The organism is Burkholderia sp. FERM BP-3421, assembly GCF_028657905.1.
Lineage (GTDB): Bacteria > Pseudomonadota > Gammaproteobacteria > Burkholderiales > Burkholderiaceae > Burkholderia.
On the sequence record NZ_CP117781.1, the window covers coordinates 446163 to 462735 of the forward strand.

General features: G+C 69.0%; 14 protein-coding genes. 8 read left to right on the forward strand and 6 right to left on the reverse strand.

The features are described 5' to 3' along the window. Window positions 1–71: 71 nt before the first annotated feature. From Bsp3421_RS05140 to Bsp3421_RS05150, 3 genes are all read right to left on the reverse strand, one after another. Entirely contained in the window at window positions 72–1079 is a 1008-nt protein-coding gene (locus tag Bsp3421_RS05140) for a hypothetical protein (protein ID WP_443111471.1), read from the reverse strand. Between the two features lie 72 nt (window positions 1080–1151). Beyond that, window positions 1152–1754, reverse strand: a complete 603-nt coding sequence (locus tag Bsp3421_RS05145) for a ribosome-inactivating family protein (RefSeq protein ID WP_273997249.1) — start codon at window positions 1752–1754, stop codon at window positions 1152–1154. Between the two features lie 160 nt (window positions 1755–1914). Then, window positions 1915–2457, reverse strand: a complete 543-nt coding sequence (locus tag Bsp3421_RS05150; protein WP_273997250.1) for a helix-turn-helix transcriptional regulator — start codon at window positions 2455–2457, stop codon at window positions 1915–1917. Between the two features lie 776 nt (window positions 2458–3233). Here Bsp3421_RS05150 and Bsp3421_RS34260 point away from each other — a divergent pair. After that, the gene (locus Bsp3421_RS34260) at window positions 3234–3587 is read left to right on the forward strand and encodes a hypothetical protein (protein ID WP_443111491.1); all 354 of its coding nucleotides are present in this window, start codon (window positions 3234–3236) and stop codon (window positions 3585–3587) included. A gap of 76 nt (window positions 3588–3663) precedes the next feature. Here the strand turns inward: Bsp3421_RS34260 and Bsp3421_RS05160 are convergent, their stop codons facing one another. Next, complete coding sequence (locus tag Bsp3421_RS05160) at window positions 3664–4227, reverse strand: GNAT family N-acetyltransferase (protein WP_273997252.1); 564 nt, start codon at window positions 4225–4227, stop codon at window positions 3664–3666. Window positions 4228–4384: 157 nt separating this feature from the next. Here Bsp3421_RS05160 and ddlA point away from each other — a divergent pair, with 157 nt between their 5' ends. Next, entirely contained in the window at window positions 4385–5482 is a 1098-nt protein-coding gene (ddlA, locus tag Bsp3421_RS05165; protein ID WP_273997253.1) for a D-alanine--D-alanine ligase, read from the forward strand. A gap of 24 nt (window positions 5483–5506) precedes the next feature. Here the strand turns inward: ddlA and Bsp3421_RS05170 are convergent, their stop codons facing one another. Then, window positions 5507–6226 carry a CDP-alcohol phosphatidyltransferase family protein gene (locus Bsp3421_RS05170; protein WP_273997254.1) on the reverse strand — a complete coding sequence of 240 codons (720 nt, stop codon included), beginning with the start codon at window positions 6224–6226 and terminating at the stop codon, window positions 5507–5509. A gap of 606 nt (window positions 6227–6832) precedes the next feature. Between Bsp3421_RS05170 and Bsp3421_RS05175 the strand changes: the two genes are divergently transcribed. Both Bsp3421_RS05175 and Bsp3421_RS05180 read left to right on the forward strand, forming a co-directional pair. Then, on the forward strand, window positions 6833–7882 hold the full coding sequence (locus tag Bsp3421_RS05175; protein ID WP_273997255.1) for an aldo/keto reductase: 1050 nt from the start codon (window positions 6833–6835) through the stop codon (window positions 7880–7882). Between the two features lie 317 nt (window positions 7883–8199). After that, window positions 8200–10353, forward strand: coding sequence for a hypothetical protein (locus Bsp3421_RS05180; protein WP_273997256.1), 2154 nt, complete (start codon window positions 8200–8202; stop codon window positions 10351–10353). Window positions 10354–10442: 89 nt separating this feature from the next. On the opposite strand, the gene Bsp3421_RS05185 is transcribed toward Bsp3421_RS05180, so the two are convergent. After that, complete coding sequence (locus tag Bsp3421_RS05185) at window positions 10443–10814, reverse strand: hypothetical protein (RefSeq protein WP_273997257.1); 372 nt, start codon at window positions 10812–10814, stop codon at window positions 10443–10445. A 329-nt stretch (window positions 10815–11143) separates the two neighbouring features. Between Bsp3421_RS05185 and Bsp3421_RS05190 the strand changes: the two genes are divergently transcribed. The 4 genes from Bsp3421_RS05190 (at window position 11144) to Bsp3421_RS05205 (ending at window position 16459) form a co-directional block, all read left to right on the forward strand. After that, window positions 11144–11998 (forward strand): mechanosensitive ion channel family protein, encoded by an 855-nt coding sequence (locus Bsp3421_RS05190; RefSeq protein ID WP_273997258.1) that lies wholly within the window; start codon window positions 11144–11146, stop codon window positions 11996–11998. A gap of 463 nt (window positions 11999–12461) precedes the next feature. Then, window positions 12462–14207, forward strand: coding sequence for a phospholipase D-like domain-containing protein (locus Bsp3421_RS05195; RefSeq protein ID WP_273997259.1), 1746 nt, complete (start codon window positions 12462–12464; stop codon window positions 14205–14207). Between the two features lie 382 nt (window positions 14208–14589). Beyond that, a complete protein-coding gene (locus Bsp3421_RS05200; RefSeq protein ID WP_443111472.1) occupies window positions 14590–15783 on the forward strand; it encodes a porin in 1194 nt (397 codons plus the stop codon). A 247-nt stretch (window positions 15784–16030) separates the two neighbouring features. Further along, a complete protein-coding gene (locus tag Bsp3421_RS05205; protein WP_273997261.1) occupies window positions 16031–16459 on the forward strand; it encodes a PRC-barrel domain-containing protein in 429 nt (142 codons plus the stop codon). Window positions 16460–16573 lie beyond the last annotated feature (114 nt).

The following is a 16573-nucleotide window of genomic DNA, read 5'->3' on the forward strand; positions in this document are numbered from 1 at the left end:
CGGGCCCGCGCGCGTCCCGGCGCGCCGCGCGACGCCGGCGGATCTTGCGCCTCATGCGCCGTCCGCGCTGCTCACTCCGCATCGACCTGCGGCGGCGCGTCCGCGCCGCGCGCCGGATCGCCGGAGAGCATCGCGCGGGTGAAGTCGGCGAGGCGCGCGCGCAGCGCATCGGCGGACCCGTCGCGATCGATCGCCTGCTGCAGGTCGAGCAATTGCGTGGCCAGCTCGCTTTGCCATTGCGTGCGGTCATGCGCCGCCTGCGCGTGGCGCGCCTGCAGCGCGGCGCGCGTATCGGCCGAGCGATCGCCGCGCACCAGCGTCTCGAGCGTCTCGACGAGCCGGTGCAGCAGCCGGTGCACGGCGGTGGCCGAGAAGCCGCCCAGCATCGCGAGCGCGGGCTTGCCGAAGCTGTGCATGCTGCCGTCCTCGAACAGATGCGGCGGCAGCATCTCGACGAGGATCAGCCCGGCCATCACGCCGAGGATCAGGCGCGCGCCGTACGATGCGTCGTACTTCGGATCGTAGGTCGACGCCGCGATGTAGCGGTGCGCCTGGAACAGCGTCGCGAACGACGCGCCGAGCCCCGCGCAGAACAGCAGGAACAGCGCGTTCCACAGCAGCAGGCTGCCGTGCGAATTGAGAAAGCCGCGATCGATGTTGTCGGAGGACACTTCGGACGACAGGCCGGTCGTGATCACCGCGACGAGAAACCCGAGCGCCGCGAGCGTCAGCATCCGGACGAGCGGCACCGGCCCGAGCCAGGCGAGCGGATGCCGGCGCCAGCGCTGCGCGTCGAGCAGCGTCACCGCCTGCGGCGTGGCGGGCGCGATGGTGGCGGCGAGCTTGCGATGGATCGTCGCGAGCGCCCGCGGCGCGTCGGCGGCCATGCCGCCCTGCGCGTCGATCAGGCGGCCCAGCTGCGCGATCAGCTCGGGCGCGACCGGCAGCCCGTGGTGCAGCGCGTAGCGGGCCATCGCGTCGCACTCGTCGCGCAGTTGCGCGCGCAGCGCGCCCGAGGCGGCCGGCGCGGGCCGAGGTTCGCGCGGCCCGGACGCGCGCATGAAGCGAGGGGCGCGCATCTCATGACTCGGCCGGTGCGCGCGCGGCGCGAAGGGGCCGTCGCGGCGCGGCGGCGGCGGCGCGTCGCGCCTTCACAGGCCGATCCCGTGGCCCGACCCGTTGGTGAACAGCGCCTGGTGGCCGGCTGCGGTGGGGAAATAGGGCACGCCGTGATCGAGCGCGTCGACGATCGCCCATTCGGCCGTGGTGAAGCGGAGCGCCTCCGACAGCGCGATGATCGCGCGCGTCAGCGCATCGGCGACCGGCGTGCCGCCGCCGATCGGCACGGGGCCGTTGAAGCCGCTCAGCGTGAGCGCCGAGGCGGACAGGTTGGGCGCGGTCAGGCTGGGCAGCGGCGCGACCGTGTAGCCGAGGCTCGCGTAGGAGCCGCTCGCGCCGAGGTTGGTCGCCCCGACGGGCGGCGCCCACGGCAGCGGCGCCGCGGCCGCGAAGTAGAACGTGCCATGCGCCTTGACGAAGCCGAGCGTATAGAGCGACGCGGTGGGCGCGACCAGCGCGCCGCTGGCTTCATGCGCGAGATTGAGGATCAGCGACAGCGCGCAGCCGGGAGGCGTGTTCGGGATCTGGACGGGCACCGCCAGCGTGTTGGCGCGCGTGCCGTTGGCGCGAATGGCGTTGCGCAGGGTCGGGAGGTCCGCGCTGTAGGCCTGGCCCTGAGTGCATCGTAGCGTCATGATCGTCGGTGAGTGTGCCGGAAGGGTCGCCGGGCGGCGCGACGCGGAAGGCGGCGCGGCGGGAGGCGATGCCACTGTGCGCGGCGCGCCCGCCGCGCACAATGCGGCGGACGTCACGGAGGCGGGTGGGACCAACGGCCCGGGGCGGGCGTCGCGCGCCTCATTCGTTCCCGAGCAGGTGACGCACGGAGAACAGCTCGAGATCGCGCGTGATGCCGGGCTTGCGGAACGCGGCCTGCTTCTGCGAACTGATGGTCTTGGGGCTGCGCGAGAATTTCAGCGCGATGTCCGTCACGCTCATGCCGGCGAGACAGCAGCGCAGCACCTCGTGTTCGCGCGGGCTCAGGTTCACGTCGTGCCATCCCGCGTGCGCGCGGCGGTCCGGCGCGGGCGCGTCCGGATCGTCCCGGCTGGCCGGCGACGGCCGCCCGCCCGGCGCGGCGGCGCCGACCTGCGGTGCGAGGTCGGCGCGCGGATACAGGTGGCCGTGCGCCACGCGCGGATCGCGCCGGTCAGTGCGCCGAGTCCTGCTGCTTGCCGAAGAACCCGCTCGCGCCCGAGCGCAGCGCGAGCGCCACGGTGGCGGGGCGGCGTCGAACGCCGACGACATGAGGATCCGGCAGGCCGGATGGCGCGCGCGGATCCGGTTGAGCCCGTCGATCTCGCCGGGCCCGAGCGCATAGTCGAACAGGTCCTTCCCCAATTGCGGTCGGTCAAGAATGCCGGAGCGAACTATCTTAATGGGCCGAAGTCTTACTGGTCCTCTTAGATAGCGGCGGGTGGTTTGTATGCGCATGATTTTCGCATTCCTGAGTTTGCTGATGTTTTCTGTGTATGCTGGCGCTCACGTTGCCAGCGGAAGCGTCGTACCGGACCCCTCTGGCACTCAGTTCAAGTCCCCCTTGGCGCGTAACCTTGATGGAGGCATATCCGCATCTTCATCGGAGTCGACGCCAACACGGTGCAGGGAACTCAGTTCCGCCATCAGCCAGGCCATCGCTTCTCCAGACCGCAAGAATATAGCTGTGCAAGGTATGGGCTCGGATGGTAAGCCTCGAAACGAGTTGCGACAGTACGATAAGCGGGCAAATCTCGAGTCGGAGTACCGACAGCTCGGGTGTCGATAGATAATTGGCATTTTTCAATTATCAAATGCCGTGAACGAACGCGGTCTTTACACAAGGATTTTGAAACTTCGGCATCCTTGGCGAGTTGTTTCAGTCAATCCAGATGAGCGTCGAAAGGTCGTGCTCGTCAGCGCGCGAATGTGCTCGCGTGCACGATTCGTCTGCCCCCCAATGCACTCGTCGTTGCCCACGTTGCGACATTCGAATACGGCAATGGCGTCATCTTGATACTTGCGAATATGAAACCGCCGTTCAGGCCCATTTGCCGCGCGTAGAGTGTCCTGAGCATGGTTGTTTGACCGTACAAGTACCGTGGACTGCCCACGGCAGTCGCTACACCAGCGCGTTTGAAATGCATGGGGTGGACTGGCTTCGCGAAGCATCGATTCAGGCTGTGAGCCGCCGGATGCGGCTGAGCTGGAATGCAATCGACTGCATCATCCAGCGAGCGGTAAGGCGCGGATTGACAAGATGTCCGCCAGCGCCGTCGAAGCATCTCGGTGTAGATGAGGTGAGCTTCAGCGGGCAGCATGAATACATCACGCTAGTCGGCAAGTCGCGCGAATGCGCGAAGACGCCGACCAGTTCGAGCCCCGGCGTATGCGCGAGATGGGCTTCCATCCCGCGCCGGACGAAGGCGTGGTCGTCGAGCGCGACGATGCGAATGGACGTCGGGTCGGGTCTCATCGAATGGCGTTCCTTCTGACTGCCGTGTGGTTCGCGCGGCATGGGCGGATGAAGCGGACCCCGGGCGCGGCGCCGTGCGGCAACCAGGATCGTCCCTATTTCGAGATTTCCCGATCCGGCGCGACCGCCGCGGAAAGGCCGGGCCGGTCGCCGCCCGGGCGGGCGTCGGCCCCGCCGGACGCGGCTCGGCCGGACGCCGGCGGGGCGACCCAGCGATAGACGAGGTCCGGGCAGCGCTCCTCGTTGTCGCTGCCGTCGCCGCGCCCGATCTCGACGAAGCCGTGCCGCTCGTAGAACGCGATCGCGGCGGCATTGGGCTGGAACGTGTGCAGCTGGAGCGCGACCGGCGTCAGCGCCTGCACGTGGGCCAGCAGGCGCGCGCCGATGCCCTCGCGCAGGCGCGTCGGGCACACGTAGAGCTGGTCGAGCCAGGTGAGCGGGCCGTCGTGCGTATGCGCGCTCATGCCGACCAGCGCGTCGCCGTCGTGCGCGACCGTGACGCCGCCCGACGGGATCAGCACGCGGGCGAGCCAGTCGCGCACCGCGGCGGGCGCATGGGCGAGCGGCGCGTAGGCGGCCAGCGCGCCGCGCGAGCGCAGGTAGAGATCGCCGAGTGCGGCGGCGTCGGCGGGCGCGGCAGGGCGCAGGAGTACGGTCATCGGCGAGTTTTCGGTTGGGTGCGCGACCGCCCCGGCGATATCGGGCGCGGCGCGACGGATTCGGGTTGACGTTGGCATCGCGACGTCATACCGTATCACGCATTTTTTCACGCGCGGAGGCGGGAACGGTATGGGGCACGGAGCAGGAAAACTTCGGGTGGCGATCATCTTCGGCGGGCGCACCACGGAACATGAAGTATCGCTGCAATCGGCGCGCAACATCGTCGACGCGCTCGATCGCGATCGCTTCGAGCCGGTCCTGATCGGGATCGACAAGGCGGGCGCGTGGCACCTGTCCGAGGCGTCGTCGTATCTGCTGAACCGCGACGATCCCGCGCTGATCGCGCTGAACCGCTCGAACCGCGAGCTGGCGATGACGCCGGGCAAGACGCGCGAGCAGTGGGTCGAGCGCGGCTCGGGCGAGGCGATGCCGCAGATCGACGTCGTGTTCCCGATCGTGCACGGGATGCTCGGCGAGGACGGCGCGCTGCAGGGCTGGCTGAAGATGGCGAGCGTCGCGTTCGTCGGCGCGGACGTGCTCGGCTCGGCCGTGTGCATGGACAAGGACGTCGCGAAGCGGCTGCTGCGCGATGCGGGCCTGCCGGTCACGCCCTGGGTGACGCTGACCCGCCGCACGGCGGCCGCGACGTCGTACGCGCGCGTCGCGGCGACGCTCGGCGACGTGCTGTTCGTGAAGCCGGCGAACTCGGGTTCGTCGGTCGGCGTGAGCCGGGCGGCCAACGCGGCGGAGTATGCGGCGGCCGTCGAGCTGGCGCTGTCGTTCGACCACAAGGTCCTGGTGGAAAGCGCGGTCGACGGCCGTGAGATCGAATGCGCGGTGCTCGGCAACGACGAACCCGCCGCGAGCCAGTGCGGTGAAATCGTCCTGACGCGCGGCTTCTATTCCTACGACAGCAAGTACATCGACGACGACGCGGCCCAGGTCGTGATTCCGGCCGCGCTCGACGCGGCGACGAGCGACCGGATCCGCGCGGCGGCCGTGGATGCGTTCCGCGTGCTCGAATGCGCGGGCCTCGCGCGGGTCGACTTCTTCCTGAAGGCGGACGGCACGATCCTCATCAACGAGATCAACACGCTGCCGGGCTTCACCAACATCAGCATGTTCCCGAAGCTGTGGGAGGCGTCGGGGCTGCCGTATCGCGAACTCGTCAGCCGGCTGATCGATCTCGCGCTCGAACGGCATGCGGCCGATACCGCGCTGAACCGGTCGCTGTCGGGGCCGGCACAAGCCTGAGGCGCGCGCCGGCATGGGCGCGCGTCATGCGCGCCCGCGGACCCGGCCGGCGAGCGCGCGGCCGGGGCCCGACAACGTATAGAGCAGCACCAGCGCGTACAGCGCCGCGCCCGCGCCGAGTGCAATGAACGCGCCGGCCACGCCGGTTGCAACCGCCAGCAGCGGCAACGGCCGCATGCGGATGCGCAGTTTCTTGGTGCTGACGTAGGTGAACGGGCTGATCATCAGCAGCCCCGCGAGCACCAGCGACCCATTGACGAAGGTGGCGAACCACGCGGGCGGGGTCGCGCCATACCGGTCGAACGCGACGCATACCGGCAGGATCACGAGCGTGGCGGCGGTCGGGCTGTTCAGTCCGAAGAACACCGATTTGTCGGGCTGGATGTTGAATCTGCCGAGGCGGATCGCGGCGCACGCCAGATACACGAACATCGCGGGCAGCAGCGCAGGCGCGCCCGCGTGGCCGCAATACGCCCAGGCGACGACGGGCGGCAGGATGCCGAACGATACGACGTCGATCAGGCTGTCGAGCCGCTCTCCGAGCGGGCCGGTGGTGCCGCGCGCCCGCGCGACGAAGCCGTCGAGCCCGTCGCAGGCCAGCGCGGCGACGAACAGCGCGCCGATCGGCGCGAAGTGCCCGGCGGCCACGAGGGACATCAGCATCAGGCTCGCGCTCAAGGAGCCGAGCGTGATCAGGTTGGCGAGGCTGAACAGCGCGGCGTCGGGACGCATGCCAGCTTTCATGTCGGTTGCCCTCTCGTTTTTATCGAAGGCCTGATTCTAATTGGCTCGCGCCCGTGATGGGCGAAGTCGCCGGCCGGCGCGCCCGGCGGCGTGCCGGAGGGGCGCTCGGCTCCGGCTCCGGGACCGTGGGACCCCCGCGAGGTCTCGACGGAGACGCGCGCGCACCGGCGTCGGTTCCGGCGCGAGGGGTGGGGTTCGAGCGTCGAGGCGGCCGTCGGGGGCTTGGACCAGCGCCGCCGCGCATGTCTCGAACGCATCGATCAACTGATCGATATCGTTCGCCGTGTCCTGCGGACAGGCCCGCATCATGTTGTGAAGCGGTGTGATCAGCGCGCGGGCGCGCGCGAGATCGACTCCTTGACGATGGACCAAGCGGCACGCCTCGGCGGTGGCAATGAGCGGGCGCTTCGCATAGTCGCCGGCGCCGGCCGACCCGATGCGCGCGCGTCCGGCGCGCAAGCATGGAGAAACAGGCAGGAATGACGCAGGATCGGGCATCCGTCGCGCACCGCGGCGCTCGCATAATGAGTCACCCGCGGCGGCTGCGCCGGACACGTGTCCGGCGGGCCGTGCGCGATGGCATGTCTTGCAACGGGAGTGACCCTCATGCGTTACAAAAAACTCGGCAATACCGGCTTGTTCGTCTCGGAACTGTGTCTCGGCACCATGACGTTCGGCGGCCAGGGCCCGCTCTGGAGCCAGATCGGCAACGTGCAGCAGGAAGACGCGGAGCGGCTCGTCGGCGGCGCGCTCGACGCGGGCATCAACTTTATCGATACTGCCGACGTGTACTCGGAAGGGCGCTCGGAGATCATCACCGGACAGGCGTTGAGGAACCTCAAGGTGCCGCGCGAGAACGTCGTGGTCGCGACCAAGGTGTTCGGCGAAACCGGCACGCGCGGGCCGAACTCGCGCGGCCTGTCGCGCTATCACATCATGGAAGGCGTCAAGGCCAGCCTTGCGCGCCTGCAGCTCGATCACATCGATCTGTATCAGGTGCACGGCTTCGACGTGGCGACGCCGATCGAGGAGACGCTGGCCGCGCTCGATACGCTCGTGCAGCAAGGGCACGTGCGCTATGTCGGCGTGTCGAACTGGGCCGCGTGGCAGATCATGAAGGCGCTCGGCATCGCGGAACGGCGCGGCTTCTCGCGCTTCGCGTCGCTGCAGGCGTACTACACGATCGCGGGCCGCGATCTCGAGCGCGAACTGGCGCCGATGCTGCGCAGCGAAGGCGTCGGCCTCATGGTGTGGAGCCCGCTCGCGGGCGGGCTGCTGAGCGGCAAGTACGGGCGCGACGGCGCGTCGGAGGCGGGCGGCCGGCGCACCACGTTCGATTTCCCGCCGGTCGTGCTCGACCGCGCCTACGACGTGATCGACGCGATGCGTGCGATCGCCGCGCCGCGCGGCGTGTCGGTCGCGCAGGTCGCGCTCGCGTGGCTGCTGCATCAGCCGGTCGTGACGAGCGTGATCATCGGCGCGAAGCGTCCGGACCAACTCGCGGACAACGTGGCGGCCACCGCGGTGCAACTGAGCGCCGAGGAACTGGCGACGCTCGACAAGGCCGGCGCGCTGCCGGGCGAGTATCCGGGCTGGATGCTCGCGCGCCAGGGCGAGCCGCGCCAGCGGCAGGTGCTGGACGCGTCGCAACGCTGACCTGAACGGCGGCGCGCGGTCGCGCCGCCGCTGTTTGCCTCTACGACGCCGGCGCGCGCGGACCTCAGGGCCCGCGCGCGCCGCGCGCGTTCCGGCGGCCCCCGCCGCGCCTCATGGTCCGGCTGCGCGCGGCCTGACCAACACCGCCCGATCCCCCCGATCCCAAGTCCTTCCACGTCGCCTCCGCATGCTATCGGATTGGCTGCATCGATGATTCCATTCAATGTCGGCGCGCTGCTGTTTGCAATCCGTAATCCTCTGATTTAAGGTCACGAGGCAACAATCCGAATGATTCACGATAAAAACTGGAGGCACGGATGGATGTGAAACGCTCGCTCATATCGTTGCAGATATTGGCATTCCTAAGCGTTGGGCTGGCAGGTTGCTGGAGCGACGACGGCACGAGCACGCGGCCGTCGGCCGGCGACGGAGGAGGAGACGGCGGCACGGCGGCCCTGCAGTTCAGGATCGACGAGGGCGGCCAGATCAATGCGTTCTACCGGCAGGACCAGGTGGCCGCGCACCTGCTCGCGCGTTCGTCCGCGAAGCCCAGGCTGCTCGCGATATTTCCGGCGGGCAACAGCGGCACCGGGCTGTGGTTCGACGATACGCCGCAAGCGGTGAACTGGACGCTCGACGCGCCGGTCGCGTCGGTGCACGTCAAGGACGCGAAGGGGCGTGACCAGTACGGGATCGGCGCGGATCTCACGGTCGACACCGATCAGCTGACGGTGCGCGCGGCGGTGCTGAGTTCCGTGCGCTTCCTGCGCGACTACAACGGCGGCGCGTCGATTCCCGACGCGATCGGCGCGACGCCGACCATCACGGGCTCGACCGTGAGCTGGGCGCGGGACCGCGTCGACGGCGCGCCCGGCTATGCGCTGCGCGTGAGCCTGCGCGAGGGCGGCGGCGTGACGGCGGGACCGGACGGCAAGCCCCGCCTGCGCGCGGCGGCCGGCGCGCGGGCCTTGCGCGTGCATGTGGAGGCGGTGACGGGCGAGACGCCGCTCACGCCCATCGACAAGTCGGCGCTGTTCACGTCGGCGGTCAATCCGGACGACCGCAGCCAGAACGTGCTGGCGTTCCTGAGCTACGAGGACAAGCTGCTCGCGGGCTCGTGGCAGTACGACACCTACTTCGGCCGCGATACGCTGATCTCGCTGCGGATGCTGATGCCGGCCTTGCAGCCGGTGGCGGTCGAGGCGGGCCTGAGCGCGGTGCTCGCGCGGCTGTCGACGGACGGGCGCGTCGCGCATGAGGAAGGGATCGGCGAGTTCGCGTTGATCGACAACCAGAAGCAGGGCCGCGCGAACGATCCGACGCCGACCTACGACTACAAGATGATCGACGGCGACTACCTGCTCGCGCCGATCCTGTCCGCGTGGCTGATCGACGATCCGCGCGGCCAGGCGCGCGCGCGCGCCTATCTCGCGGAGGTCGGGCGCGACGGCGTGTCGAACGGCAGCCGGCTGGTGCGCAACCTGATGCGGGTCGCGGGCAGCGCGCAGGCGTTCGCCGCGCAGCCGGTCGTGGCGAACCTGATCCAGCTGAGGCGCGGCGAGATCGTCGGCAATTGGCGCGACAGCACGGATGGCCTCGGCGGCGGCGTCTATCCCTACGACGTCAACGCGGTGCTGGTGCCGGCCGCGTTGCGCGCGACGGGCGCGTTCCTCGCGCGCGGGCTGCTCGATCCGTATCTGGACGCGGGGCAGCGCGCGCAGCTCGCGACCGCGGCCGCGTCGGCGGCGGTGTGGGAAGCCGAGGCGCCGAACCGCTTCCAGGTGACGGTGCCGGCCGCGCAGGCGGCCGCGCGGGTGGCGCGCTATGCGGCGCAGGTCGGCGTGCCGGCGGCGGCCGCGCCCGGCGGGCCGCTGTCGTTCTACGCGGTGTCGCTCGACGCGCAGGGGCAGCCGGTCGGCGTGATGAATTCGGATGGCGGGTTCGCGCTGGTGTTCGGCGCGCCGCCCGCCGACATGCTCGAACGCATCGCGACCGACATGATGCGTCCGTTCCCGGCGGGACTGGCGACGGACATCGGCATGCTGGTCGCGAACCCGGTCTACGCGGACGAGTCGCTGTGGCCGAAGTTCTCGAGTTCCGCGTACCACGGCACGGTGGTGTGGTCGTGGCAGCAGGCGTTGTGGGCGGCCGGGCTCGACCGGCAGCTCGCGCGCCAGGATTTGCCTGCCTCGACGCGCACGCTGCTCGAACAGACCCGGACCCGGCTGTGGCAGATGGTCGAGAACGCGAAGGAGATGCGGGCGTCGGAGATGTGGACCTGGTCCTACGTGGACGGACGCTATCGCAGCGACGCGTTCGGCACGCGCAGCACCGACGTCACGGAGTCGAACGCGGCGCAGCTCTGGAGCACGACGTATCTCGCGATCCATGCGCCGCAGCAGCGGGCGGGGCGGTACTGGTGGGCGCGTGACGGCGTGCGGACCGGCGCGGTGCTGGCCCGCGCGGACTGATTCGCGCACGGGAGGCGGCCGTCCGGCGATATCGACATCACCGGGCGGCCGTCGCGAAGCCTGCCGGCACGGGGGGAGCCCGGCGGGGTTCAGTCGATCGCGGCGCCGCCCTTCGCGCATGCGTCGCGCAGCGTCACGAAGACGCTGCCGTGCATCGGCATGCCCAGCGCTTGCGGATGGCCCGCGAGGTACTGATCGGCGAGCTTGACGAGCTGCGTGTCCGTCAGATGGAGGTTGGTCACGCACTCCTTCAGTTTGACCACGCGCGACAGGTTCTGATAGGCGAACACCGGGCCGAAATAGAAACCGTCGACGACGCCGTCGAGATAGCGCTGCTTCTCCAGCGCGCTGAATTTCTGATAGGCATTGCCATCCACGAAACCTTCGGGGATGCGAACGCCGTCGGCGAGACAGGGTGTCGAAGCGGCCAGCAAGGTCAGGGCAATCATTGTGTTACGCATGGATACTCCGTCATGGGTCGTGTCGTCGTTCGAAGCGGATTATCCCCGAATGCGCGGCCTCCGGGGATGGGAGCGGACGGGCCCCCTGTCATTGAGATTTGTCCGAATATGGCGGACCCAGTGAACTCTTCGCGCTGGAAGCACACCAACCCGGTTTTTGCTGGAAACGGCCGCCCGCGTCCGGCGGGGCGCCGCGCCCGCCGGAACCGCCTCGGGCGCGGGCCGCGGCCGGTTTCCAGCGTCCCGCCGCCCGGGCCCGCATCGCGCCCGGCGTCCGTTCCACCCGTTGCGGCCGCGCCGCGAGGACCCCGACCCTGAACGATCTCACCATGGAATCCCTGCTCTCCCATATTCATCCCGACCGCTGGACCTTCCTCTGGAACGCGCTGACGACCTTCGCGATCAGCCTGTGCACGAGCCTCCTGATCCTCGTCGTCGGCTGGTGGATCTCGAAGCGGGTGGGCCGCTGGCTCAACCGCGTGCTGACCCGCCAATCGCGCGTGGACGACACCCTGCGGCCGATCATCGCGGACGTGAGCGTCTGGAGCATCCGGATCGTCGCGATCGTCGGCGCGCTCTCGCAGCTCGGCATCCAGACCGCGAGCATCGTCGCCGTGCTGGGCGCCGCCGGCCTCGCGATCGGCCTCGCGCTGCAAGGCACGATGCAGAACATCGCGGCGGGCATCATGCTGCTGCTGTTGCGGCCGTTCAAGGTCGGCGACTATATCGACGGCGGCGGCGGCTCGGTGGCCGGCACGGTCGAGGAAGTGAGCCTGTTCACCACGCGCCTCACGAAGCCCGACGGCATCTGCGAATACGTGCCGAACAGCGCGCTGTGGAGCAATTCGATCCGCAACTACACGCGCAATGCCACGCGTCGACTCGATCTCGAGGTCGAGGTGTCGATGCGCGACGACGTCAATCGCGCGATCGAGGCGCTGCGCGCGCTCGCGGCGCGCAGCGAGGGCGTGCTGGCCGATCCCGAGCCGCGCGTGATGGTCATGCGCTTCGACGACAGCACGGCGGTGCTCAACGTGCGGGTCTGGTCGAATACCGACGCGTTCTGGGATGTGCGCTGGGCGCTGGCGCGCCGGGTCCGCAAGGCGCTGACCGATGCGCAGTGCGCGCTGCCGGTGCGCACGCGCGAGTTGCACATCGTGAAGGATGAGGCGAACCTGCAATGAGGTTGCCGTGGGCGTCGCGAAGAGCTTCGGTCGTTCACAGTGCGCGGCGCCGCACGCGCCCGCATGGCCGGCGGGCGCGCTTGTTTGTGGCGGCGGCTCGCGTGGGTTCGGCGCCGGAGCGCCGGGCCGTGTGACAGTACGGCGTCGAACATGGCGTTGTCACGCATGCGAGGTCAGGCGGCCCGCATCGCAGCCCGAACGATCGTCGCGTCGGGTGCGCGCCGAAGCGCCGCCGCGCCCACGGCATCGGCCGCCGTTCGAGCGGCACCGTCCTGCAGCACCCCTTCAATCCTTTCCCGCTGTTTCCCGATCATCACATTCGTGCCCTATCGGCTGCTTATGCTGGCGCGGCAATCGAGCCGATTGCCGCCGTGCGAAGGCGGCGCGCCATGCAAGGTCTTGCGATGGCCGCCGCCTGCCCGGCCGGATTTTTCTCCGTTGACGCCTCCATGAGGAACACGTGATGACACAAGTTTTCAATGCAACGGCCGCCGCGGGCGGATTGACGGTCAAGGCGTATGCCGGCGACCGCTGCGTGATGCTGGCGTTCAGCCTGGCCGATCACCTCGTCGACAAGCTCGCGGGCTTCGCGATCCGCCGCGCGCCCGCATCGAGCCAGCAATGGACGTGGCTCGGCAACCGGCTGAATTTCGCGGGCGCCTACACGGATCGGGCCGTCTCGAAGACGGGCAAGTTCTTCCCGTCGGATACGGCGCCGTTCCAGAAATTCTGGTGGCTGGATTTCCCGCCCGACGGGACGGCGGGCGCGTTCCGCTACGAGGTCGTCGTCAAGCGTTTCAAGGATGACGAAACGACCGACCTCGTCGACGACCAGCGCGTCGACCTTCGGATCGACGTGGGCCCGTTCAGGGAAGGCCCGATCGAAGTGGCGTTCACGCGCGGCTATCTGTCGTCGCAGGCCTACGCCGACAGGTTTCACAACGCGCCGTACGAACCGAAGCCGGGCGGCGACTGGCAGTTCGCGACCGGGCCCTTCAAGGAGGAGTGGACCTGGCTCGGCGGCCATGCGCGCCAGGCGATCGTCGATTTCCTCAACGATTGCCATGCCGACGCGGCCTGCACGCTCGATGCGTTCGTCTACGACCTGAACGAGCCCGATCTCGTCACCGCGCTCGAACTGATGGCGGGTGCGGGCCGCCTGCGCTTGCTGGCGGACAACGATCCGCGCCAGCATGGCGACGACACGGTCGCGGGCAAGGCCTTCGCCGCGATCGCCGCGGCGGCGGCCGACGGGCAGGCGGGGAATTTCAAGCGCGGCCGCTTCGGGCGGTATCAGCACAACAAGGTGCTGATCAAGCGCGACGCACAGGGCCGCGCGGTGCGGGTGCTGAGCGGCTCGACCAACTTCTCCATCACGGGCCTGTACGTCAATGCGAATCATGTCGTCGTGTTCGACAACGCGGCGATCGCGGGCGAATACGGTATGGCGTTCCAGGTTGCGTTCGATGCGGACCTGAAGCTCGGCCCCTTCGAGGCGAACGCGATCTCGCAAACGGAGCTGAACCTGACGGAGCCGGGCCTGCCGGCGGTGAAGCTGTCGTTCGCGCCGCACAGGTCGCCGACGTTCTCGCTCGACACGCTGCTGGAGGCGATCGAGCACGCGGACAGCTCGGTGATCTTCGCGGTGATGGAACTCAAGGGCGCGGGCAAGGTGCTCGAAGCGCTGAGCAAGCTGCACGACGATCCGAAGATATTCTCGTACGGCATTTCCGACGATGTCGATCCCGCGGACGACACGGTCGACGGCACGCAGGTCTTCACGCCGAATCGCGGCGGCGAGCTGGTCTATTCGAAGGCGAATCCGGAAACCTTCCCGCCGCCGTTCAATACCGAACTCGAAGTGCACGGCGCGGCCGCGCACGTGGTGCACCACAAGTTCGTGGTGATCGACTTCAACGGCGCGAACCCGGTGGTGTTCGGCGGCTCGTCGAATCTCTCGGAGGGCGGCGAGACCCATAACGGCGACAACCTGTTCGCGATCTACGACCGCGCGATCGCGACGGCGTTCGCGATCGAAGGGCTGCGGCTCGTCGATCACTATGCGTTCGCGGCCGCGCTGAAGCGCGTGGAAGCGGCGGGCAAGGCGGCCGCGCCGCTGTGCCTGAAGAAGAACCCGGCGAAGTGGTACGCCGCGTATTACCAGAATGGCAGCATTCGTCAAACGGAACGTTTGCTGTTCACGCGCTGACGCGCGCCGTGCGGCGATTTGCCGTTCGCCTTCGCGCAAACCGTCGTTTACCATCCCGGCCGGCATGAAATGCGTCGACGCCGCGAAGGCGGCGTCGACGCGCGGCGTGCCGATCGGGGTGCGCAACCCGGTACGCTTCGCGACGCGGCGAAGACGACGCCCGGCGCGTCGCGGACGAGGCCGGCAGGCCTTGCCGCGGGGCCTTGCCGGGCGCGTCGGGGCGGATTTTTCGATGGCGGCGGGGCATCGCGCCGGGTTGCGCGGGAGAGCGAGCCATAAGGGACAGTCGGCAGGATGACGCAAGGATTCCGGCGCAGCGGACGAACGGCGCGGCAGGCGATGCCGTGCGCGCGCCGCCGCGCGAACTGCCCGTTTTTATTGCATGAGAATGAAAATAAGTTTTACGCGCACAGGACAAATCGCGGCGTCGTTGGTGGCCGGCATGGTGGTGACGGACTACGCGAAGGCACAGAGCAGCATCACGCTGTACGGGTTGATCGACACGGCGATCGCCTACGTGAACAACCCGGGCAGCCATGGCAAGCCGCTCGGCAGCGGCTGGTCGATGGGCATGGGCGGCCTCAACGGCACGCGCTGGGGGATCCAGGGCAAGGAGGATCTCGGCGGCGGCACGGCGGCGATCTTCACGCTCGAGAACGGCTTCTCGCCGAGCAGCGGGGCGATCGGCAACGGCGGCGACATCTTCGGCCGCCAGGCGTTCGTCGGCCTGCAATCGAAGCGCTACGGCGCGGTCACGCTGGGCCGCCAGTACGATTTCATGATCGACTTCGTGTCGCCGCTCGGCGTGCCCGGCCCCGGCTGGGGCGGCAACCTCGCGGTGCATCCGTTCGACAACGACGACTCGATCAAATTCCAGCGCATGAACCACGCGGTCAAGTACGTCTCGCCCAGCTATCGCGGGCTGCGCGCCGGGGCGATGTATGCGTTCTCGAACCAGGCGGGGCAGTTCTCGAACAACCGCGCGTACAGCGCGGGCCTTTCCTATGCGAACGGGCCGCTGTCGCTCGGCGCGGCCTACGTGCAGATCGATCGCGACGCGAATCCGGCCAACGCGAATCCGAGCGGCGCATTGAGCACGACCGACGGCGGCGCGGCGATTCGCGGCGGACGCGAGCGCATCTGGGGCGTGGCCGGGCGCTACAGGATCGGCGCGGCGTCGGTGGGACTGTCGTGGACGCATTCGACCACGGACGACGTGACGGGCGTCTGGTCGGGCGGCAAGATCGCGCCGCTGAGCGGACGCACGCTCACGCTCGACAACTACTCGATCGACGGGCGCTACCTGTTCACGCCGGCCGTGTCGGCCGCCGTGGGCTACACCTACACCGACGGTCGTTTCGATGCGGGCGCGCGTTCCGCGCAGCCGAAATGGCATCAGGTCGTGCTCCAGGGGGACTACATGTTCTCGAAGCGCACCGACGTCTACGTCGAAGGCGTGTACAAGCGTTCGAACGGCGGCGGCAATCCCGTGTTCAACGCATCGGTGTACACGTTCGCGCCGTCGTCGGACAACGTGCAGGTGGTGGTGGCCGCGGGCCTGCGTCATCGTTTCTGAGCGATGCCGCGCGCCGCGGCACACGGCCGCGCTTCATGGCAGCCCGGCGCGAGACACGCTACCATGACAGGCGCGTGACGCCGGGCTTTCGGAAGCAGGACTCCGAACGACCGCGCGGCGCGCGACGGCGACGCGGTTCGCCGCCGCTTCATCGATGAAGCGTGAGCCGCCCGCCGGCCCGCGGCCTGGGGGCGCGGGATGCTGGCGGCATGTCTTCGAGGCCTATACCTGACCGGAGTGCATCAGCATGGCATACGACAAAACTATCGTGGCAATGGCAGTTCTGGCATCGAGCGTGAGCGCGCATGCGCAGATCGCGGGCGCGCAGCCGCTCAGCGTGACCGTCGAGCAGTCGCAGGCGCTGCTCGAAGGCTGGAGCGTGAAGAAGAGCGTGCTTGGCAAGGCGGTCTACAACGACGACAACCAGAAAGTCGGCACGGTGCGCGATCTGATCATCGCGCCGGACGGGTCGGTCTCGGCGGCGATCGTGTCGGCGGGCGGCTTCCTCGGCGTGGCGGCGCACGACGTCGCGGTGCCGATCGCGTCGCTCGACGTGCGCAACGGCAACATCTACCTGCCCGGCGCGACCAAGGATGCGCTGAAGGCGACGCCCGCGTTCCAGTATGCGAAGGTGCCGGCGCCGCCGAAGCCGAAGCAGGTCGACGCGAAGCATTGAGCGGCGCGCGCGCCGGGCGGCGAACCGGGCGCGGACGTGCGCCGCGGTTCGTCGCGGCGCGTTCGGCCTGCGCGCCGGCGAGCGGGGCGCGGGGCGGCGGCGCTCGTGATCCGC

Excerpts from the sequence above, each read along its gene's own strand:
- Bsp3421_RS05140 (WP_443111471.1), bottom strand. The coding sequence starts at position 1,079 with ATGCGCGCCCCTCGCTTCATGCGCGCGTCCGGGCCGCGCGAACCTCGG.
- Bsp3421_RS05145 (WP_273997249.1), bottom strand. The coding sequence starts at position 1,754 with ATGACGCTACGATGCACTCAGGGCCAGGCCTACAGCGCGGACCTCCCG.
- Bsp3421_RS34260 (WP_443111491.1), top strand. The coding sequence starts at position 3,234 with ATGCATGGGGTGGACTGGCTTCGCGAAGCATCGATTCAGGCTGTGAGC.
- Bsp3421_RS05160 (WP_273997252.1), bottom strand. The coding sequence starts at position 4,227 with ATGACCGTACTCCTGCGCCCTGCCGCGCCCGCCGACGCCGCCGCACTC.
- Bsp3421_RS05170 (WP_273997254.1), bottom strand. The coding sequence starts at position 6,226 with ATGAAAGCTGGCATGCGTCCCGACGCCGCGCTGTTCAGCCTCGCCAAC.
- Bsp3421_RS05175 (WP_273997255.1), top strand. The coding sequence starts at position 6,833 with ATGCGTTACAAAAAACTCGGCAATACCGGCTTGTTCGTCTCGGAACTG.
- Bsp3421_RS05180 (WP_273997256.1), top strand. The coding sequence starts at position 8,200 with ATGGATGTGAAACGCTCGCTCATATCGTTGCAGATATTGGCATTCCTA.
- Bsp3421_RS05185 (WP_273997257.1), bottom strand. The coding sequence starts at position 10,814 with ATGCGTAACACAATGATTGCCCTGACCTTGCTGGCCGCTTCGACACCC.
- Bsp3421_RS05190 (WP_273997258.1), top strand. The coding sequence starts at position 11,144 with ATGGAATCCCTGCTCTCCCATATTCATCCCGACCGCTGGACCTTCCTC.
- Bsp3421_RS05195 (WP_273997259.1), top strand. The coding sequence starts at position 12,462 with ATGACACAAGTTTTCAATGCAACGGCCGCCGCGGGCGGATTGACGGTC.
- Bsp3421_RS05200 (WP_443111472.1), top strand. The coding sequence starts at position 14,590 with ATGAGAATGAAAATAAGTTTTACGCGCACAGGACAAATCGCGGCGTCG.
- Bsp3421_RS05205 (WP_273997261.1), top strand. The coding sequence starts at position 16,031 with ATGGCATACGACAAAACTATCGTGGCAATGGCAGTTCTGGCATCGAGC.